General features: G+C 66.8%; 16 protein-coding genes and 2 tRNA genes. 11 read left to right on the plus strand and 7 right to left on the minus strand.

The genetic code is table 11. The features are described from left to right. Positions 1–27: 27 nt before the first annotated feature. Together infA and V5F78_RS09740 are read right to left on the minus strand one after the other, a co-directional pair. Positions 28–303 (minus strand): translation initiation factor IF-1, encoded by a 276-nt coding sequence (infA, locus tag V5F78_RS09735; protein WP_012115181.1) that lies wholly within the window; start codon positions 301–303, stop codon positions 28–30. 26 nt (positions 304–329) lie between these two features. Beyond that, a complete protein-coding gene (locus V5F78_RS09740) occupies positions 330–1,862 on the minus strand; it encodes a DEAD/DEAH box helicase (protein ID WP_394071657.1) in 1,533 nt (510 codons plus the stop codon). 344 nt (positions 1,863–2,206) lie between these two features. Here V5F78_RS09740 and V5F78_RS09745 point away from each other — a divergent pair, with 344 nt between their 5' ends. Both V5F78_RS09745 and V5F78_RS09750 read left to right on the plus strand, forming a co-directional pair. Continuing rightward, positions 2,207–2,731 carry a DedA family protein gene (locus V5F78_RS09745; RefSeq protein ID WP_394071656.1) on the plus strand — a complete coding sequence of 175 codons (525 nt, stop codon included), beginning with the start codon at positions 2,207–2,209 and terminating at the stop codon, positions 2,729–2,731. A 177-nt stretch (positions 2,732–2,908) separates the two neighbouring features. Next, positions 2,909–3,277, plus strand: coding sequence for a hypothetical protein (locus tag V5F78_RS09750; RefSeq protein WP_394071655.1), 369 nt, complete (start codon positions 2,909–2,911; stop codon positions 3,275–3,277). Positions 3,278–3,283: 6 nt separating this feature from the next. On the opposite strand, the gene V5F78_RS09755 is transcribed toward V5F78_RS09750, so the two are convergent. Further along, positions 3,284–4,417 carry an AGE family epimerase/isomerase gene (locus V5F78_RS09755; RefSeq protein ID WP_394071654.1) on the minus strand — a complete coding sequence of 378 codons (1,134 nt, stop codon included), beginning with the start codon at positions 4,415–4,417 and terminating at the stop codon, positions 3,284–3,286. Between the two features lie 182 nt (positions 4,418–4,599). On the opposite strand from V5F78_RS09755, the gene V5F78_RS09760 reads away from it, so the two are divergent. Next, entirely contained in the window at positions 4,600–5,856 is a 1,257-nt protein-coding gene (locus tag V5F78_RS09760; protein ID WP_394071653.1) for an aminopeptidase, read from the plus strand. 50 nt (positions 5,857–5,906) lie between these two features. Here the strand turns inward: V5F78_RS09760 and V5F78_RS09765 are convergent, their stop codons facing one another. Then, on the minus strand, positions 5,907–6,827 hold the full coding sequence (locus V5F78_RS09765) for a LysR family transcriptional regulator (protein ID WP_394071652.1): 921 nt from the start codon (positions 6,825–6,827) through the stop codon (positions 5,907–5,909). 181 nt (positions 6,828–7,008) lie between these two features. On the opposite strand from V5F78_RS09765, the gene gbd reads away from it, so the two are divergent. From gbd to V5F78_RS09785, 4 genes are all read left to right on the plus strand, one after another. After that, positions 7,009–8,148: a 4-hydroxybutyrate dehydrogenase gene (gbd, locus tag V5F78_RS09770; protein WP_394071651.1), complete on the plus strand. Its 1,140-nt coding sequence runs from the start codon at positions 7,009–7,011 to the stop codon at positions 8,146–8,148. A gap of 141 nt (positions 8,149–8,289) precedes the next feature. After that, on the plus strand, positions 8,290–9,672 hold the full coding sequence (locus V5F78_RS09775; protein WP_394071650.1) for an MFS transporter: 1,383 nt from the start codon (positions 8,290–8,292) through the stop codon (positions 9,670–9,672). A 352-nt stretch (positions 9,673–10,024) separates the two neighbouring features. Next, the gene (locus V5F78_RS09780; protein WP_394071649.1) at positions 10,025–10,798 is read left to right on the plus strand and encodes an SDR family NAD(P)-dependent oxidoreductase; all 774 of its coding nucleotides are present in this window, start codon (positions 10,025–10,027) and stop codon (positions 10,796–10,798) included. Positions 10,799–10,986: 188 nt separating this feature from the next. Next, positions 10,987–12,105, plus strand: coding sequence for an alkene reductase (locus tag V5F78_RS09785; RefSeq protein WP_394071647.1), 1,119 nt, complete (start codon positions 10,987–10,989; stop codon positions 12,103–12,105). A gap of 376 nt (positions 12,106–12,481) precedes the next feature. On the opposite strand, the gene V5F78_RS09790 is transcribed toward V5F78_RS09785, so the two are convergent. Together V5F78_RS09790 and V5F78_RS09795 are read right to left on the minus strand one after the other, a co-directional pair. Then, positions 12,482–12,556: transfer RNA gene (locus V5F78_RS09790), tRNA-Glu, on the minus strand. 177 nt (positions 12,557–12,733) lie between these two features. Beyond that, a complete protein-coding gene (locus tag V5F78_RS09795; protein ID WP_348848344.1) occupies positions 12,734–13,156 on the minus strand; it encodes a VOC family protein in 423 nt (140 codons plus the stop codon). A gap of 51 nt (positions 13,157–13,207) precedes the next feature. Between V5F78_RS09795 and V5F78_RS09800 the strand changes: the two genes are divergently transcribed. The 4 genes from V5F78_RS09800 (at position 13,208) to V5F78_RS09815 (ending at position 15,399) form a co-directional block, all read left to right on the plus strand. After that, positions 13,208–13,969 carry an SIR2 family NAD-dependent protein deacylase gene (locus V5F78_RS09800; protein ID WP_394071646.1) on the plus strand — a complete coding sequence of 254 codons (762 nt, stop codon included), beginning with the start codon at positions 13,208–13,210 and terminating at the stop codon, positions 13,967–13,969. Positions 13,970–14,101: 132 nt separating this feature from the next. Then, entirely contained in the window at positions 14,102–14,680 is a 579-nt protein-coding gene (locus V5F78_RS09805; protein ID WP_394071645.1) for a cold-shock protein, read from the plus strand. Positions 14,681–14,689: 9 nt separating this feature from the next. Beyond that, entirely contained in the window at positions 14,690–15,184 is a 495-nt protein-coding gene (locus tag V5F78_RS09810) for a DUF192 domain-containing protein (RefSeq protein ID WP_394071644.1), read from the plus strand. Between the two features lie 138 nt (positions 15,185–15,322). Next, positions 15,323–15,399 (plus strand) — tRNA-Pro (locus V5F78_RS09815). Between the two features lie 42 nt (positions 15,400–15,441). Here V5F78_RS09815 and V5F78_RS09820 read toward each other — a convergent pair. Further along, complete coding sequence (locus tag V5F78_RS09820; RefSeq protein WP_394071643.1) at positions 15,442–16,188, minus strand: helix-hairpin-helix domain-containing protein; 747 nt, start codon at positions 16,186–16,188, stop codon at positions 15,442–15,444. Positions 16,189–16,262 lie beyond the last annotated feature (74 nt).

The raw sequence follows: 16,262 nt of genomic DNA on the forward strand, positions 1-16,262 counted from the left end.
CGGTACGGGCCAAGGCCCGCAGGCGCATCAGCGGCGGCGGAAATTCTGCTGGCGGCGGGCGCCGGGCGGGGGGGCATTGCCTTCCGCCTTGTGGCGGAAATTGATGCGACCGCGATCGAGGTCGTACGGCGACATCTCGACCACCACCCGGTCCCCTTCAATGGTGCGGATGCGGTTCTTCTTCATCTTTCCGGCTGCATAGGCCAGGATCTGATGATCATTGTCGAGCCGCACACGGAAGTTGCCATCGGGCAGGACTTCCGTGACCGTTCCTTCGAACTCCAGCAATTCTTCCTTCGCCATATAGTCTTCTCCAGCTACCCCAGATTTCAACGCGGGCGCTTGAACGCCGTGCCCGGCTTGCCACCGCCGGCAGGCCCGGAACCGGTGCGCATGAAGCCGACCGCACCGATTTCCGATGCGCCACGTTGGCCGCCCGGGGCGCGAACCGCCCGTTGATCCTGCCGCGCGCCTGTGCGCGGCGATTCAGAAGGGCGGCCCGAGGGCGCGCCCGCAGTGCGAGATTCGTTGGACCGCCCCTCGTGAGAGCGCCCCTCCTGTCCGCCACGGCCATCGTGGGCGCGATGATCGCCCCGGTGGTCGCCGCGATGATCCTGGCTGCGGCCATCGGGACGCGGCCCGCGGCCCTGGCTCGGCGCGCCGCTGCGGCCACCGGCCGGCTTGTTGCGCGCGGGCGCCCCGGCGGTGGGATCGACGATCGGCGCCGTGCCGGGCGTCGAGCGACGGTCGGTCAGCGGCAATTGCATGCGGATCAGCTTTTCGATCGAACGCAGGTACGCGCGCTCCTCGCCGTCGCAGAAGGAAATCGCGATGCCTTCACGGCCGGCGCGCGCGGTGCGGCCGATGCGGTGGACATAGGATTCCGGCACGTTCGGCAGGTCGAAATTGAACACGTGGCTGACGCCCGTGACATCAATGCCGCGCGCGGCGATATCGGTGGCCACCAGGGTGCGCACGGTGCCTTCACGGAAGGCGGCGAGCACGCGGTCGCGCTGGTTCTGCGACTTGTTGCCGTGGATCGCCTCAGCGGCGCGGCCGTATTTGGCGAGCGCGCTCACCACCTTGTCGGCGCCGTGCTTGGTGCGGGTGAAGACGAGCGAGCGCTCGACCCCCTCGCCGCCGAGCAATTCGGCCAGAAGCGCCGGCTTGCCCTGCTTTTCCACCAGCATCACATGCTGTTCGACCCGGTCGGCGGTCTTGGCCGCCGGGGTGACGGAGACCGTCACGGGATTGCGCAGCATGGAGCCCGCCAGGTCCGCGATGGCGGACGGCATGGTGGCCGAGAAGAACAGATTGTGGCGCTTCGCCGGCAGGCGGCGGATGATGGCGCGGATGGCATGGACGAAGCCCATGTCTAGCATCTGGTCGGCTTCGTCGAGCACGAACACTTCCACCGCGTCGAGCTTCACGGCGTGGTTCTCGGCGAGATCGAGCAGGCGGCCGGGGGTGGCCACCAGCACGTCCACGCCGCGATGCAGGGCGCGAATCTGCCGGCCCATGGGAACGCCGCCGATGGCGAGTTCCACGGTGCGGCCGGTGTGACGGCCGAACTTCTCGAAATTCTCCACGATCTGGCCGGACAATTCGCGGGTCGGCGAAAGCACCAGCACGCGCACATGCTTGGGCTCGGGCCGGCGCGGATGGCGCACCATATGGTCGAGGATGGGCAGCGCGAAGGCTGCGGTCTTGCCGGTGCCGGTCTGGGCGATGCCGATCAGGTCATGGCCGGCGAGGATCTGGGGGATGGCCTGCGCCTGGATCGGCGTCGGCGTAACATGGCGCTCTTCGGTGAGGGCCTGGACGATGGGTTCGGCAAGGCCGAGTTCGGAAAAAGAGGTCAAGCTCTGTCTTTCATGCGGCGAACGCCACCCGGGGCGCGGGACAGGGTCCACGCGCCTCGCGCATTCGCGGGGGGTGTGTGACACCCCGCGTGGCCTGGGCTGTCGAATTCTGCAAAATGAGTATCGGGCTTAAGCCGACGGGAATTGAGCATTCCCGGAGCGTTCCGCTACGCGGCCCGAGAGCGACCTGCCCGGCATCATCTGCGCCGCCGACCGCTACAGCCCGCCATATGGCCCAGATCCGTGATGATTTCAAGGCAAAGGCCAGCTACTGCCGCATTTTGTGCGCAAGTCCCCCCTTGCGGCATGCCGGCGCATCGCCGAAATAGCCCGCCGGAGGACCCATGATCGACTTCGACGCCTATGCTGCGCCGGTGCTGGATTTCATTCGCGCCCGCCAATCCTTCGCCCCGGCCATCGTGTTCGCCCTGGCGTTCGGCGAGTCCATCGCCTTCCTGTCGCTGCTCATTCCAGCAACCGTGCTGCTGCTCGGCATCGGCGCCCTGATCCAGGCCGGCGGGCTGGATTTCTGGTCGATCTGGTTCGCGGCCGTGTGCGGCGCGGTGCTGGGGGATGCCCTCTCCTATTGGTTCGGCCTGCACTTCAAGCAGCGTGCCAAGACCTTCTGGCCGCTCTCCCGGCGCCCGGACCTGGTGCAGCAGGGGGAAGGCTTCTTCGCGCGCTTCGGCATCTGGGGCGTCGCGGTGGGGCGGTTCTTCGGCCCGGCCCGCGCCGTTGTGCCGCTTATTGCCGGCATCCTCGCCATGCCGCAGATTCCGTTTCAGGTGGCGAATGTGCTGAGCGCGCTGGTCTGGGCCTTCGTGATGCTGGCGCCCGGCGCCGCCGTGCTGAAGGCGCTGGGCTGGTAGGGCAAGGCCGCCCCTGCGGCTGATCCGCGAAAGCCGGGCGGCTCGGGCGAGGACCCTGGCGCCAATGCCGGCGCTTGCGCCAATCCCGGAACTTGCGCCAGCGCGGGAACAGGGCCGCGGGTGCGGGTGTTGGCCTCATGGGGATCCGCTGGGGGAACAGCCCGGACAGGAGGCCGCATGTCCCATCGCCCGCCCCATCATCGAGACGTCCCCACGCAGCGCCCGTCCCGCCCGCAGCCCCGCGCCGCCCTGCCCGCCACGCTGGTCCTGGGGCTCGGTCTCATCCTGAGCCAGGTGATCGGAGCCAGCGGCGCGGCGGCGCAGGTGGGCGCCGATCCGCGCCGGCCCGATGCACCCGGACCCACCCTGCCCGCACCGCGCAGCGATAAAAACCTCAGCGACCGGCTGGACCGCACGGACGGTGTCATTCCCCCCGCCCGCAATCTCGATCCCGAACTCACCCACCCCGCGCCCAAGGGGGGCACGATGCCGGTCATTCCACCGCCAGGAAGCCCGGGCGGCAACCCCCAGGTGCAGCCCAAATAGCCAGGCTCAGGCGCCTTTCCCTGCGTGCAGGACCTCGATTGCCAGCACGATGTGATAGAGGCTGCTGGCGCGCGTGGGCTCCACCATGGGCGCGCCGTCGCGGTCGATATGTTCCCACCAGGCACCCGCCACCGGATGGGCGAAAAACCGCATCATCCCGCGCGCCGCCTCGGCGATCTTGCCGGTGGCCTCGGCATGTTCGCCGGCATCGCGGGCGATCGCCTTGAGGGCCACATGGGCCTTTAGGCGCTCCGTCTGCGGCCAGAGGCGGGCGCGATGGTCGCGGATGGTCAGGTTCGCAGTGAGTTCGTTCACGGCGAGGCCGAGGGTCGGATCGACCCCATGGGCTTCGGCGAGCGCAATCAGCCGGCGCGCTGCGGCGATGGCGTCCGGCCTCTCGCGTAACGTGCCCCAGCAGATCAGCAACCACGCCCATTCGAACTGATGTCCCGGCTCGACGATCTTCTCCTCGCCGGGCAGCGGGTGCCAGTCGCGATCGAAATATTCATAAAGCGCGCCGGTGTCCGGATCGAGGAAGGCAGAAAGAGCCAGCTCGGCAATCTCGTCCGCGAGCCGATCCCACGCCGGATCCGGCGCGGTCTGCGCCCACGCCAGACATGCTTCCAGCAGATGCATGTGGGGATTGGCCTTCAGCGGAAGCGTGGGCGGGCTTGCTTCCTCGAACCCGGCGCGGGGATGGGCGTAATGCGCGCGCATGGTCTCCAGCAGGCGATGGGCGCGCGCGCACGCCGCCTCCGGCTCCGCGCCGCTGGCGTGGGCCGACGCCAGGGCGAAAAGAACGAAGGCATGATCGTAGGAATCAAACGCCCCGTTGAGGGTCTCTCCTTCGGGCGTGCGCGTGGCGATCAGCGTGCCGTTGGCGGCGAAGAAACCGTCGAGCGCGGACAGGCCATGGCGCAGGATCGGCCGCGCCGCGCCCGCCCAGCCGAGCCGCTCCGCTGCCCCAAAGGCATAGATCTGGCGGGCCACGAGGCGCGCGCGGCGCGGTTCGGGAAGGATCGCGCCGGTGGGATCGAACCGCTCGTAAAAGCCGCCGTGCGCACGGTCGACACCGCGCGTCGACCAGAACGGCAGGGCCTTCTGGAACAGCCAGGCGATCAGCATTTCGAATTCCGGCACGGTCTCGTCCTCGGTTCGCGCGCGTCTGGCATAATGAGGCCCCCCGCATTCGTAAAGTTTGCGCGCCGCCCGCCACAGGGGCCGACTGGCCCAGAAAGGGGCGCGGCGCACGGGCCGTATTCGCAACCGCCGCCGGTTCGGATAAGGTCCGCCCCACTCATCTCTTTGCTGGGCATTCCCTTATGACGGCACATGCGCGTGATCTTTCCGCACCGATTGACCCGGTCCAGCTCGACCGGCTGGCCGAAGTGGCGGTCAAGGTGGGACTGGACCTTCAGCCCGGCCAGGACCTGTTCCTCACCGCCCCCATGGCGGCCCTGCCGCTGGTGCGACGCATCGCCGAACATGCCTACAAGGCCGGCGCCGGCCTCGTGACGCCCCTGTTCTCGGACGAGGAAATGACGCTCGCGCGCTATCGCTTTGGCGCCGATGCGAGCTTCGACCGGGCACCGGGCTGGCTCTATGACGGCATCGCCAAGGCGTTCAGCGCCAATACCGCGCGGCTCGCCATCGTCGGCGACAATCCGATGCTGCTCTCCGGCCAGGACCCCGCCAAGGTGGCGCGGGCGAACAAGGCGAATTCGCTCGCCTATCAGCCGGCGCTGGAGAAAATCGCCGGCTTCGATATCAATTGGAACATCATCGCCTATCCCACCGCCTCCTGGGCCAAGCTGGTGTTTCCCGGCGATGAGGAGCCGGTGGCCGTCGCCAAGCTGGCGCAGGCGATCTTCGCGGCGTCGCGGGTGGATGGCGACGATCCCGTGGCGGCCTGGAGCGCGCACAATGCCGCGCTGCGCACCCGAACCGAATGGCTGAACGGCCAGCGCTTCGCGGCCCTGCATTATTCCGGGCCGGGCACCGACCTCACCATCGGCCTCGCCGACGGGCACGAATGGCAGGGCGGGGCCTCCACGGCGAAGAACGGCATCACCTGCAACGCCAATATTCCCACCGAGGAAGTCTTCACCACCCCCCACGCCCGGCGCGTGGAGGGGCATGTTTCCTCCACCAAGCCACTGTCCTACCAAGGCACGCTGATCGACCAGATTCAGGTGCGCTTCGAAGCCGGGCGCATCGTCGAGGCCAAGGCGGCGCGCGGCGAAGAAGTGCTGAACAAGGTGCTGGATACGGATGAAGGCGCCCGCAGGCTGGGCGAAGTCGCGCTGGTGACCCATTCCTCGCCGATCTCGAAGAGCGGCCTGCTGTTCTTCAACACCCTGTTCGACGAGAACGCCGCCTGCCACATCGCGCTTGGCCAGTGCTATTCCAAATGCTTCCTCGACGGCGCCAACCTCTCGCCCGAGCAGATCGCGGCACAGGGCGGCAACAAGAGCCTGATCCATATCGACTGGATGATCGGCTCGGCCCAGATCGACATCGACGGCCTCACGGCGGACGGCGCCCGCGTGCCGGTGTTCCGCAAGGGCGAATGGGCCTGAGGCGCGCCTGATCGGCCGGCGGCGGCGCAAGGACGTCGCCGCTCCCCCGCTCAGCGCAGGTTGAACCCCTCCATGAAATAGCGTGCCACCGGCGAGAGCGGCGCGCCGCGACGGGTCACCAGCTCATAGGGCTCGCTGCGCGAGCGCAATTGCAGCGGCAGGATAGAGGTCATGCCGAAGCTGGTGCAGAACTGCGCCACCTCGCTCGACAGCAGCGCCACGAACGAGGGTTCGCGCTGGAGCAGCGAGAGCGTGGCGAACGCCGAGGTGGTCTCCACCAGATAGAGCGGAAAGCGCAGCCCCGCCTGCTGGAACTCGCGCTCCAGCAGCACCCGCATGGGCATGTTGGCGGAATAGACCACCCAGCGCGCCTCGGCGAGGTCGGCAAGCTCGATGCGCTTGCGGGTGGCCGCCGGGTGATGGGTGTTCGCCACCACGGCGAGGGTTTCCTCGCGCACGATCACGCTGTCGTAGAGGTCCGGCCGCTCGCTGATGGTGGTGCGGCAGATGGCGATGTCGAGCCGCCCCTGGTCCAGCAGGCGCAGCAGTTCGGCGCTGGTGTCCTCCACCAGCTCGATGGAGATGGCGGGATGCGCCTTGATGAGGCGCAACATCATTTCCGTCAGCAGCGGCACGGCGCCCATGATGACGCCGAGCGCCAGCTTGCCGCCGTGGCCCTGGAGCAGGCCCTCCATCTCCTCGCGCATCTGGCCGAGATTGGTGTGGATCAGCCGCGCATAGCGGATGACGCACAGGCCGGCATCATTGGCCACCAGCCCGCGATTGGTGCGGGTGAACAAGGTGGCGCCGAGGGTTTCCTCGATCTCCTGCAACGCCTTGCTGGCGCCCGGCTGGCTCAGCCCCACCTGCTCCGCCGCCTTCAAGAGCGAGCCGAGATCATCCAGCGCGATCAGCAGCCGCAGATGACGCAGATGCAAGCGCGAGACCATGGAACCGAGGGAAGGCAGCATGTCTTACTATTACTCCGGGATATAGCTGTATCAACTCTTCTCAGTTTTCAATGAAAACGCCCTCACATATCCCTTTGCGGGAGCGTGACGTCGTAAACCGACGCTAACTTACGCTGCACTGCAATATAAAAAGATGCGAGTCGCTGCGCAACCGGGCGATTTCGTGGGGGAAATACTTCAAATGGCTCTGATCAATTACCTCACGCGCATCCAGTTCGGCTTCGGCTCCGTCTCGCTGCTGCAAGACGAATGCGACCTGATCCCGATCCGTCGGCCCCTGATCGTCACAGACGCGGGCGTGCGCAAGGCTGGCATTCTCGACACGATCCTGGAACAGCTTTCTGCGAAAACCGTCGTCACCATCTTCGACGCCACGCCCCCCAATCCGAACGAAGCGGCCGTGCGCGCGGCCCTCGCCGCCTATCGCGAAGGGGAATGCGACGGCATTATCGCGGTCGGGGGCGGCTCCTCCATCGACCTTGCCAAGGGGGTGGCGGTGTGCGCGGCCCATGACGGGCCGCTGAAGAGCTTCGCCGTGATCGAGGGCGGGGTGGAACGCATCACGGCCGCCACCGCGCCGGTGATCGCCATTCCCACCACCGCCGGCACGGGAAGCGAGGTCGGGCGCGGGGCGATCCTGATCCTCGACGACGGGCGCAAGGTGGGCGTGCTCTCGCCCTATCTCATTCCCAAGGTGGCGATCTGCGATCCCGAGCTGACGCTGAGCCTGCCGCCCTTGCTCACCGCCGCCACCGGCATGGACGCGCTGTCCCATTGCATCGAGACCTATCTGTCGGCCGCCTTCAACCCGCCCGCCGACGGCATCGCCCTCGAAGGGCTGCGTCGGGCCTGGACCCATATCGGCCGCGCCACCCACGACCCGAGCGACCGCGAGGCGCGGCTGAACATGATGAGCGCCTCCATGCAGGGCGCCATGGCGTTCCAGAAGGGGCTCGGCTGCGTCCACAGCCTCAGCCATTCGCTGGGCGGCATCAATCCGCGCCTGCACCACGGCACCTTGAACGCCATCCTCCTGCCGGCGGTGCTGGACTTCAACAAGGACAGCGATTCGGCCCGGCACGAGCACAAATTGGAGCGCCTGGCCGAGGTGATGGGCGTCGGCGAGGCCGATGAGGTGGGCCCCACCATCCGCGCCGCCACCGAGCATCTCGGCTTGCCGGCCAGCCTCGGTGCGGTGGGCGTCGGCGAGGATCTGTTCGCCGGCATCATCAAGGGCGCGGTGGCCGACCATTGCCACAAGACCAATCCGCGCGTGGCCACCCCTGACGATTACGCGCGGATGCTCGCGCAATCCCTCTGAGGCTGGCTCAGCGGGTCTAACGAGGGCGGCGGCGCATACGCCAAGGCGCCGCCCGCGGGCAACAATCTAATTGATTTAAAGAACAAATCTCGGTTCGCGCTCAGCGCGTCGAAGAACAAGAGTTATCGGAGGGAACCTGACATGAATATCAAGACGTCCGTCGGCCAAACTGCCGCCTCGGTGGCGCAGGCAACCGATGCGGTGATCCGCAAGGCGGGATGGCGCATCGTGCCGCTGTTCATGGCGTGCTTCGTGGTCGCCTATCTCGACCGCGTCAATGTGAGCTTCGCCAAGCTCCAGATGCAGAGCGAGCTGGGCTTTTCCGAAGCCGCTTATGGCCTTGGCGCCAGCATCTTCTTCATCGGCTATCTGCTGTTCGAGATTCCCTCCAACATGATCCTGGCCAAGGTCGGCGCGCGGCGCTGGATCGCGCGGATCATGATCAGCTGGGGCATTGCCTCGGCGGTGATGATGTTCGTGAAATCCGAATATGCCTTTTATGCGCTGCGCTTCCTGCTCGGCGTGCTGGAGGCGGGGTTCGTGCCGGGTGCCGTGTATTGCTTCACCCATTGGTTCCCCGCCTCCCAGCGCGGGCGCATCAACTCGCTGTTCTTCATGTCCATCGGCATCTGCGGGCTGATCGGCGGTCCGATCTCGGGCGCCATCATGAAGTTCATGGACGGCATCGGCGGCCTTGGCGGCTGGCAGTGGCTGTTCCTGCTGGAAGGTATCCCCTCCGTGGTGCTCGGCTTCGTCGTGCTGATGGTGCTGGACGACCAGGTGGACGATGCCAAATGGCTCACCACTGAGGAAAAGGCCCTGCTGAAGGCCCGCCTCGCGCAGGATCCCAAGGTCGGCCACGCCCATTCCTTCGGCGCCGCTCTGCGTGAGCCGGTGACCTATGTGTTCTCGCTGATCTATCTCGGCCTCGCCATGGGCATCTACGGCATCATCTTCTGGATGCCGCAACTGGTGAAGACTGCCGGCACCACCGACACCTTCGTCATCGGCATCCTCACCTCCCTGCCCTATCTGATCGCGCTCGTCTTGATCCCGCTGATCGCCCGCAGCTCCGACCGCTCCGGCGAGCGGCGCTGGCATCTCGGTGCGTGCGCGGTGGCCGGCGCGGTGGGCTATGTGATCTGCGGCGCGTTCGGCGACAGCCTGATCGCCCTGCTGCTCGGCCTCACCATCGCGGCGACCGGCATCATCGGCTCGTTCGGCCTGTTCTGGCTGCTGCCGCAGCGCGTGCTTTCCGGCCTCGCCGCCGCGTCCGGCATCGCGCTGATCAATTCGGTCGGGCAGATCGGCGGCATCATCGGGCCCTACATGGTGGGCGTGGTGAAGGATGCCACCGGCAGCGCGTCCATGGCGCTGTATGTGATCGCGGCGGTCTGCGGCGCCTCGGCGGTGCTGATCATGTGGTGCCTGCCGCGCAAGCTCTACCTGCGCGATACCCAGGCCCGCGCCGTCGGCGCCTCCATGGACCCCGGCCTGCTTGTGGCCACGCCGCGCGAGATCTAGGGCGGATAGACGTTCAGCGGCCTGGTGCATCTTCGAGGTGCCTGCGGGATGGTGGCGCCATGTCTTTCACCAGCTGTCATGGCCGGGCGTGTCCCGGCCACCCACGCCGAGCCGCTCGTGCGGGCCTTGAAAAGCCAGCACCAGCGGTGCCACGTGGATGCACGGGACAAGCCCGTGCATGACGCTGCTCTGATGCAAGCGCTAAGCTCTGCCGCAAGCGCGTCCGACCGGGAATGTCGATCGACCCCAGGGCGGTTTTCCAAGTCCCATGAAACGGGACGCCGCCCTGCCCCCCTTGAACCGCCGGCGCGCGTGCGCCGGCGGTTTGTTCAGATAATCGGAGGTGCCGGCCATGTCCGGAATTGAACGCTTCACCCTCGCGGGCAAGGTCGTGATGATCACCGGCGCCAGCAAGGGCGTTGGGCGGGCCATCGCGCTGGCGTGCGCGGCCTGCGGCGCCGATGTGGTGCTCGGCGCGCGCAACAGCGGGCGGACCGAGGCGGTGGCCGAAGAGTGCCGCGCCCTGGGACGGCAAGCCTTCGCCGGGGTGCTCGACGTCACCGACGCCACCTCCATCGAGACCTTTGTCGCCGCCGCGCTGGAGGCGATGGGGCGGATCGACGTGCTCGTGAACAATGCCGGCCAGACCATGGTCAAGCCGGCGATCGAGTTCACGCCCGAGGAGTTCGACCGCATCAGCGACCTCAATTTCAAGGGCGCGTTCTTCGTCTCGACAGCGGTGGCGCGCTCCATGATCGACCGGCAGGTGAACGGCGCAGTGATCAACATCAGCTCGCAGTCGGGGCATGTGGGCGCACCGTTCCGCGCCGTCTATGCCGGCAGCAAAGGCGCGCTCAACCAGCTCACCACCACGCTGGCGGGCGAGTGGGCGCCCCACGGCATCACCGTCAATGGCGTGTCGCCCACGTTCACGCGCTCGGACATGCTGGAAAAGGCCATGGAGAATGCCGATTTCCGGGCCATGGTCGCGCGGGTGCCGCTCGGCCGTCCGGCGGAACCCGACGAGATCGCATCCGCCGTCATCTTTCTCGCCAGCGGGGCCGCACGCATGGTCACGGGCCACACCTTGCTTGTCGACGGCGGCTATACCTCCATCCGAAGCTAGGCCGCCATGTCCGGATGTCCCCGCGCGTCGCGTGGCAGTCCGGCATTCCCAACCCTGCGTTTTTCAGGGTCCGCGTATCCAGAGCCCGCATATTCCAGGGCCCGCGTCTTTCGTTCCGCGTTCTGTGCCCATCCCCCGGACCGCCGCAGCGCCCTTCGCGCGTGGCGACGCCTGATCGAGGAGTCTCCATGACCACCACGCTGTTCACGCCCCTCGCCCTTGGCCCATACCAGCTGGCGCACCGCATCGTGATGCCGCCGCTCACGCGCATGCGCGCCGGCCCCGGCGCCGTGCCGCGCGCCCTCAATGTGGAATATTACGCCCAGCGCGCCACGCCCGGCGGGCTCATCATCGGCGAAGGCGCCCAGATCTCTCCCATGGGCCAGGGCATGCCGGGCACGCCGGGCATCCATTCCCCGGAGCAGATCGCCGGCTGGAAGAAGGTGACCGACGCGGTGCATGCCAAGGGCGGACTGATGTTCCTGCAATTGTGGCATGTGGGCCGCATCTCCCATTCCTCTCATCTTCCCGGCGGGGCCCTGCCGGTGGCGCCTTCGGCCATCGCCGCCGCCGGAAACGCCTTCACATCCACGTTCGAGCGGGTGCCGTTCGAAACCCCGCGCGCCCTTGAGACCGCTGAAATCCCGGCGCTGCTCGAGAGCTATGCCCAGGCCGCGCGCAATGCCATCGAAGCCGGGTTCGACGGGGTCGAGATCCACGGCGCGAACGGCTATCTGCTGGAGCAATTTCTCCATGCGCGCACCAATCACCGCACCGATGCCTATGGCGGCTCCATCGAGAATCGCGCGCGCCTGGTGGTAGAGGTGGCGCAGGCGGTGGCGGACGCGGTCGGCGCCGAGCGCACCGGCATTCGCCTGACGCCCTATGGCATCGCCAACGACAGCGGCGAACCCGATCCCATGCCGCTCTATACCCATCTGATCGGCGAATTGGCCAAGGTCGGGCTGGCCTATCTCCACCTCATCGAACCCCGCGCCAGCGGTGCCGGCCAGGCCGAGGTGGACCACAAGGACGTGCCCTCCGCCGCCGAGCTGTTCCGCTCGGTCTGGCCGCGCGTGCTGATCGCCGCCGGCAATTTCAAGCCGGAGGGGGCGCAGGCCATGGTCGCCGCCGGCACCGCCGATGCCATCGCCTTCGGCCGCCTGTTCATCTCCAATCCCGACCTGCCCGAGCGCATCCGCCTCGGCGTGCCCCTGACCCCCTACAATCGTGCCACCTTCTACGGCGGCGAAGAGGCCGGCTACACCGACTATCCCCGCCACGGGGAAGCCCAGGCGGCGGAATAGCGGCGCGCGCGCCGGGGGGTTACGCGCAGGCGCCGCCCCCTCCTCCGCACGTGAGGTCCCCTCTCCTGCGTGCGGAGGAGGGTCCGCCGGGCGACGGTTCGGGCGGGCCACCGTCCTCCCTTTCCGGGGTCTGCGCATGCGAACCCGGCCGTCGGTGGTTACGTGGAATTATATCCGGGTCTTTTCCATAGCTGGGGCAGCGCCGTGCCCTTTCGCCAGGCGGCGCGGGGCGCCGTGCCGATGGCCGACCGGCTCCGGGCGACGATCAAATCACCCCGCGCCGATAACATCGGCGAAGTGTGCGCTGAAAAGCGGAGATATTCGGATTCGTCCTGCGGTGATCGCCTTCTCGGGCCGATTCGTCCGCAAAATGCCGTGGCGCGCCCTAGGGGAGTCGAACCCCTCTCTCCACCGTGAAAGGGTGGCGTCCTAACCGATAGACGAAGGGCGCAAAGCGCGTGGCCCTTATAGGGGCAGGCGTTCCGGCGGGCAAGACCTTACCCGCCGAAACACCTCAGCCTGTGGATGACCGCCGGATAGAGCCACGGCCAGCATCAAAATCTTTCTTATTTACAGCGTCTTATACAAGGCCGCCCGGATCGTTCCCGGTGCGCTTGTGGGCGCGGACTCACCATTTGCCAGTATTGGGCATCGAGGCCCAAGGTTCCTGCGGCGGCTTGGGGCCACCTTTCTGCAGCAACTCGACCGAGACATTGTCGGGCGAGCGCACAAAAGCCATGTATCCATCGCGCGGCGGCCGGTTGATGGTCACCCCACCCGCCTGGAGCCGCTCGCAAAGTCCATAGATATCATCGACTTCGAAGGCGAGATGGCCGAAATTGCGGCCTTCTCCGTAGGGCTCCTTGTCCCAATTGTAGGTAAGCTCGATCTCGGCGATATTCTCTTGGCCCGGAGGCGCAAGGAACACCAACGTATAGCGGCCCTGCGGCACCTCCTTGCGGCGCACCTCATGCAAGCCCAGCTTATTGCAGTAGAAATCCAGGGACTGGTCGATGTCGGTCACACGGACCATCGTGTGGAGGAAGCGCATGGCTGGTCCTTGTCTGAACACAGGAGTGCCGGAAAGCGGCACGCGCAACGTATGACTTTGGAAGCCGATCTCAAGACCGCCCAGGCCCAGCTGGCGGAATATCTCACGCAAGCCCGCCATGCCCTCGCCTTCACTGGCGCCGGCCTCTCCACCGAATGCGGCATTCCCGATTTCCGCTCCCCCGGCGGGCTATGGACGCAGAACAAGCCGATCCCGTTCGAAATCTTCCTCGCACACCGCGCCGCCCGCACCGAAGCCTGGCGCCGCAAGTTCGCGATGGATGCAGCCTTTTCAACCGCGAAGCCCGGCCGCGGGCATCTCGCCCTTGCGCGGCTGCTGCAGGACGGACAGCTGGGCGGAATTATCACCCAGAATATCGACGGCCTTCACCAGGCCTCCGGCGTGCCGGTCGATGCGCTCGTCGAACTGCATGGCAACGGCACCTATGCCACCTGCCTCGACTGCGATGCCCGCTATGAGCTGGACTGGGTGCGTTCCCAATTCCATGCCCATGGCGAACTTGCGCCCGATTGCCCCGCTTGCGGCGGGCCGATCAAGAGCGCCACCATCTCGTTCGGCCAATCCATGCCCCAGGGGGAAATGCTGCGGGCCAGCGCCATGACACGCTCCTGCGACCTGTTCATCGTGATCGGCTCATCGCTCGTGGTCTATCCCGCCGCCTCCTTTCCGATACGGGCCAAACAGAACGGCGCGCGGCTGGTCATTCTCAATCGCGAGCCGACCGAACTCGACGATCTCGCCGACCTCGTGGTGCGTGCCGAGATCGGGGATGTGCTCGCGCCCTTTGCCTGATTTCGCACCCTGCCTGATTTTGCGGCGCGGAATCTGCCAGACGGCGCGTTGGAAAGGGTGTGCGAGGCGCGGATGTCTTGCTATCCTCAGCGCTTGAATCGATGGCCCGTAAGCGTAACGGTCGGGGTAGACATGGGCTCCTACGGACAAGGGCTTGGGCCGCATCCCATCTCCCCGTCAGAGGATCTGGCGGAAACCCCGGTGCGCCTCGTCGAGGTGGCCGGTGCAATCAAATGGTTCGACGTCACCAAGGGGTACGGCTTCATCGTTCCCGACAGCGGCGGTCCCGACATTCTGATTCACGTCACCTGCCTGCGGCGCGGCGGCTTTCAGACCGCGATGGAGGGCGCCCGGATCATCTGCGAGGCGATCGAGCGCACCAAGGGGATGCAGGCGTTCCGCGTGGTTTCGCTGGATCTGTCCACCGCCACGCCCCCGTCCCTGCCGGCGACGCGCGCCAGAGCCACGATCGAGCCGAGCGGCGGCTTTGAGGCCGCCACGGTGAAATGGTTCAACCGGCTGCGCGGCTTCGGCTTTCTCACTCAGGGTGAGGACAGGCCAGACATTTTCGTCCATATGGAAACCCTGCGCCGGCGGGGCCTCACGGAATTGCGACCGGGCCAGGACGTTCAGGTTCGCTATGGTGACGGGCCCAAGGGTCTGATGGCCACCGACGTGAAGGTCGAGGACGGCCTGCCGGAAAAGCACTGAGGATTTTTCATGCTGCGTTTGACTTGGGCCGGCACCCTGCTGCCAGCGCGCGTCCTGTCTGCCTGCGCCGCCCTGCTGTTGGCGGTTCTGGCCGGGCTTTCCCTTGCCCAGGCAGCCGATGCGCCCCTTGAGGCGTTGGAGATCGCGACCCGCAAGGGCGTCGTGGTGCTGGAAGTGGAAGTGGCCCGCACCGAACAACAGCGCGAGACCGGCCTCATGTATCGCAAGGACTTGCCGGAACGGCAGGGCATGTTGTTCGACTTCGGCAAGAGCGAGCCGGTCTATATGTGGATGAAGAACACATATATTCCGCTCGACATGCTGTTCGTCCGGGAGGACGGCACCATTGCCCGCATCGAGGAGATGACCACGCCTTTTTCCACCCGCACCATCTCTTCCGGGGAGCCGGTGAAGGTGGTGGTGGAGATTGCCGGCGGGGCGGCGAAACGCCTGGGCATCGCTCCCGGCGATCGGCTTTCGACGGGGTTGTTCAGCGGCAAATAGGGCCGCTCCGCTTCGCGTGGAAGAGCGCGTCGCCCCAAGCGCGTACCCTGAAATTGCCGGCTTGTTGCGCCTTATTCCCCCCTGCCCCTTGCGGGCTTTCGTTTATAAAACTAAGGAAGGCGAAGGCGCTTCGCCCGTCGGAGCATAGCGCAGCCCGGTAGCGCATCTGCTTTGGGAGCAGAGGGTCGCAGGTTCGAATCCTGCTGCTCCGACCATCTTCTCATCCACGGCGCCCTCCAGGGCGCTGATCGCTGCGGTCAGGCCATCTCATCCGGGGAGATGGAGGGGGTGCGGGCACGCGCCTGGCCGATCCAGTCCTCGCGCTCCACGCGCCCGCGAAATCCGAGGAATGCCCCGACCCACCGCGCTTCGTCATGCGTCCAGGCGGCGATCTGCCGAAAATGATAGATGCCCAAGGCATTCAACTTGCGTTCATTCAGGGGGCCAATTCCCTTGATCTGCTTGAGATCATCCGCCCCGGCAGCATCCGGCTGCGGCACGGCGGGCGGGCGTTGCCCCGGCAGATTGGCATCCCCAGCCGCCGGGCCAGCCGGCGCTGCAGACCCCCCGGGCTGATCGCCCTTGCCCCCGGTCTCCGCCGGCCCGACATCCGGGATTCCGAGGGTGAGTTGCGATGCCGGGCTGCGCCGTTTGGGCTTGCTGGATGCGGGAGCCGCGGGCGGCGGTGCGGCCGGCTCTGGTGGATCCGCGGCGTGGGAGCCTATGCTCGCCGGCGCGATGGACGGCGGCGCGGCGTCATCTCCAGCCTCGTCCGGCGGGGCGGGCCGATCGCCACCGGGCGGGGGCGACTCCATGGCTTCATCATTCCTAACCGGGGCATGTAGTCCCGGGCCCGTTTCATCCAGGGGCAGTAAGGTTGTTTGTGCGAAAAGGGACATCCGACGCCGCCGCTCGGCCCGACGGCGCAGAAGCAGCCCGAGCGCAACACCTAACGCACAGGCCAGCACGAGCAGCAGGGCGGTTTCAATTTCGAAGGACATCATGGCTGCGGCCTCCGCGTGGCCGGCGGAAGGAAATACCCGACGGCAAGGCCCAACATGAATGCGCCCAGCACATA

The organism is Roseixanthobacter glucoisosaccharinicivorans (assembly GCF_043195095.2).
Lineage (GTDB): Bacteria > Pseudomonadota > Alphaproteobacteria > Rhizobiales > Xanthobacteraceae > NCEH01.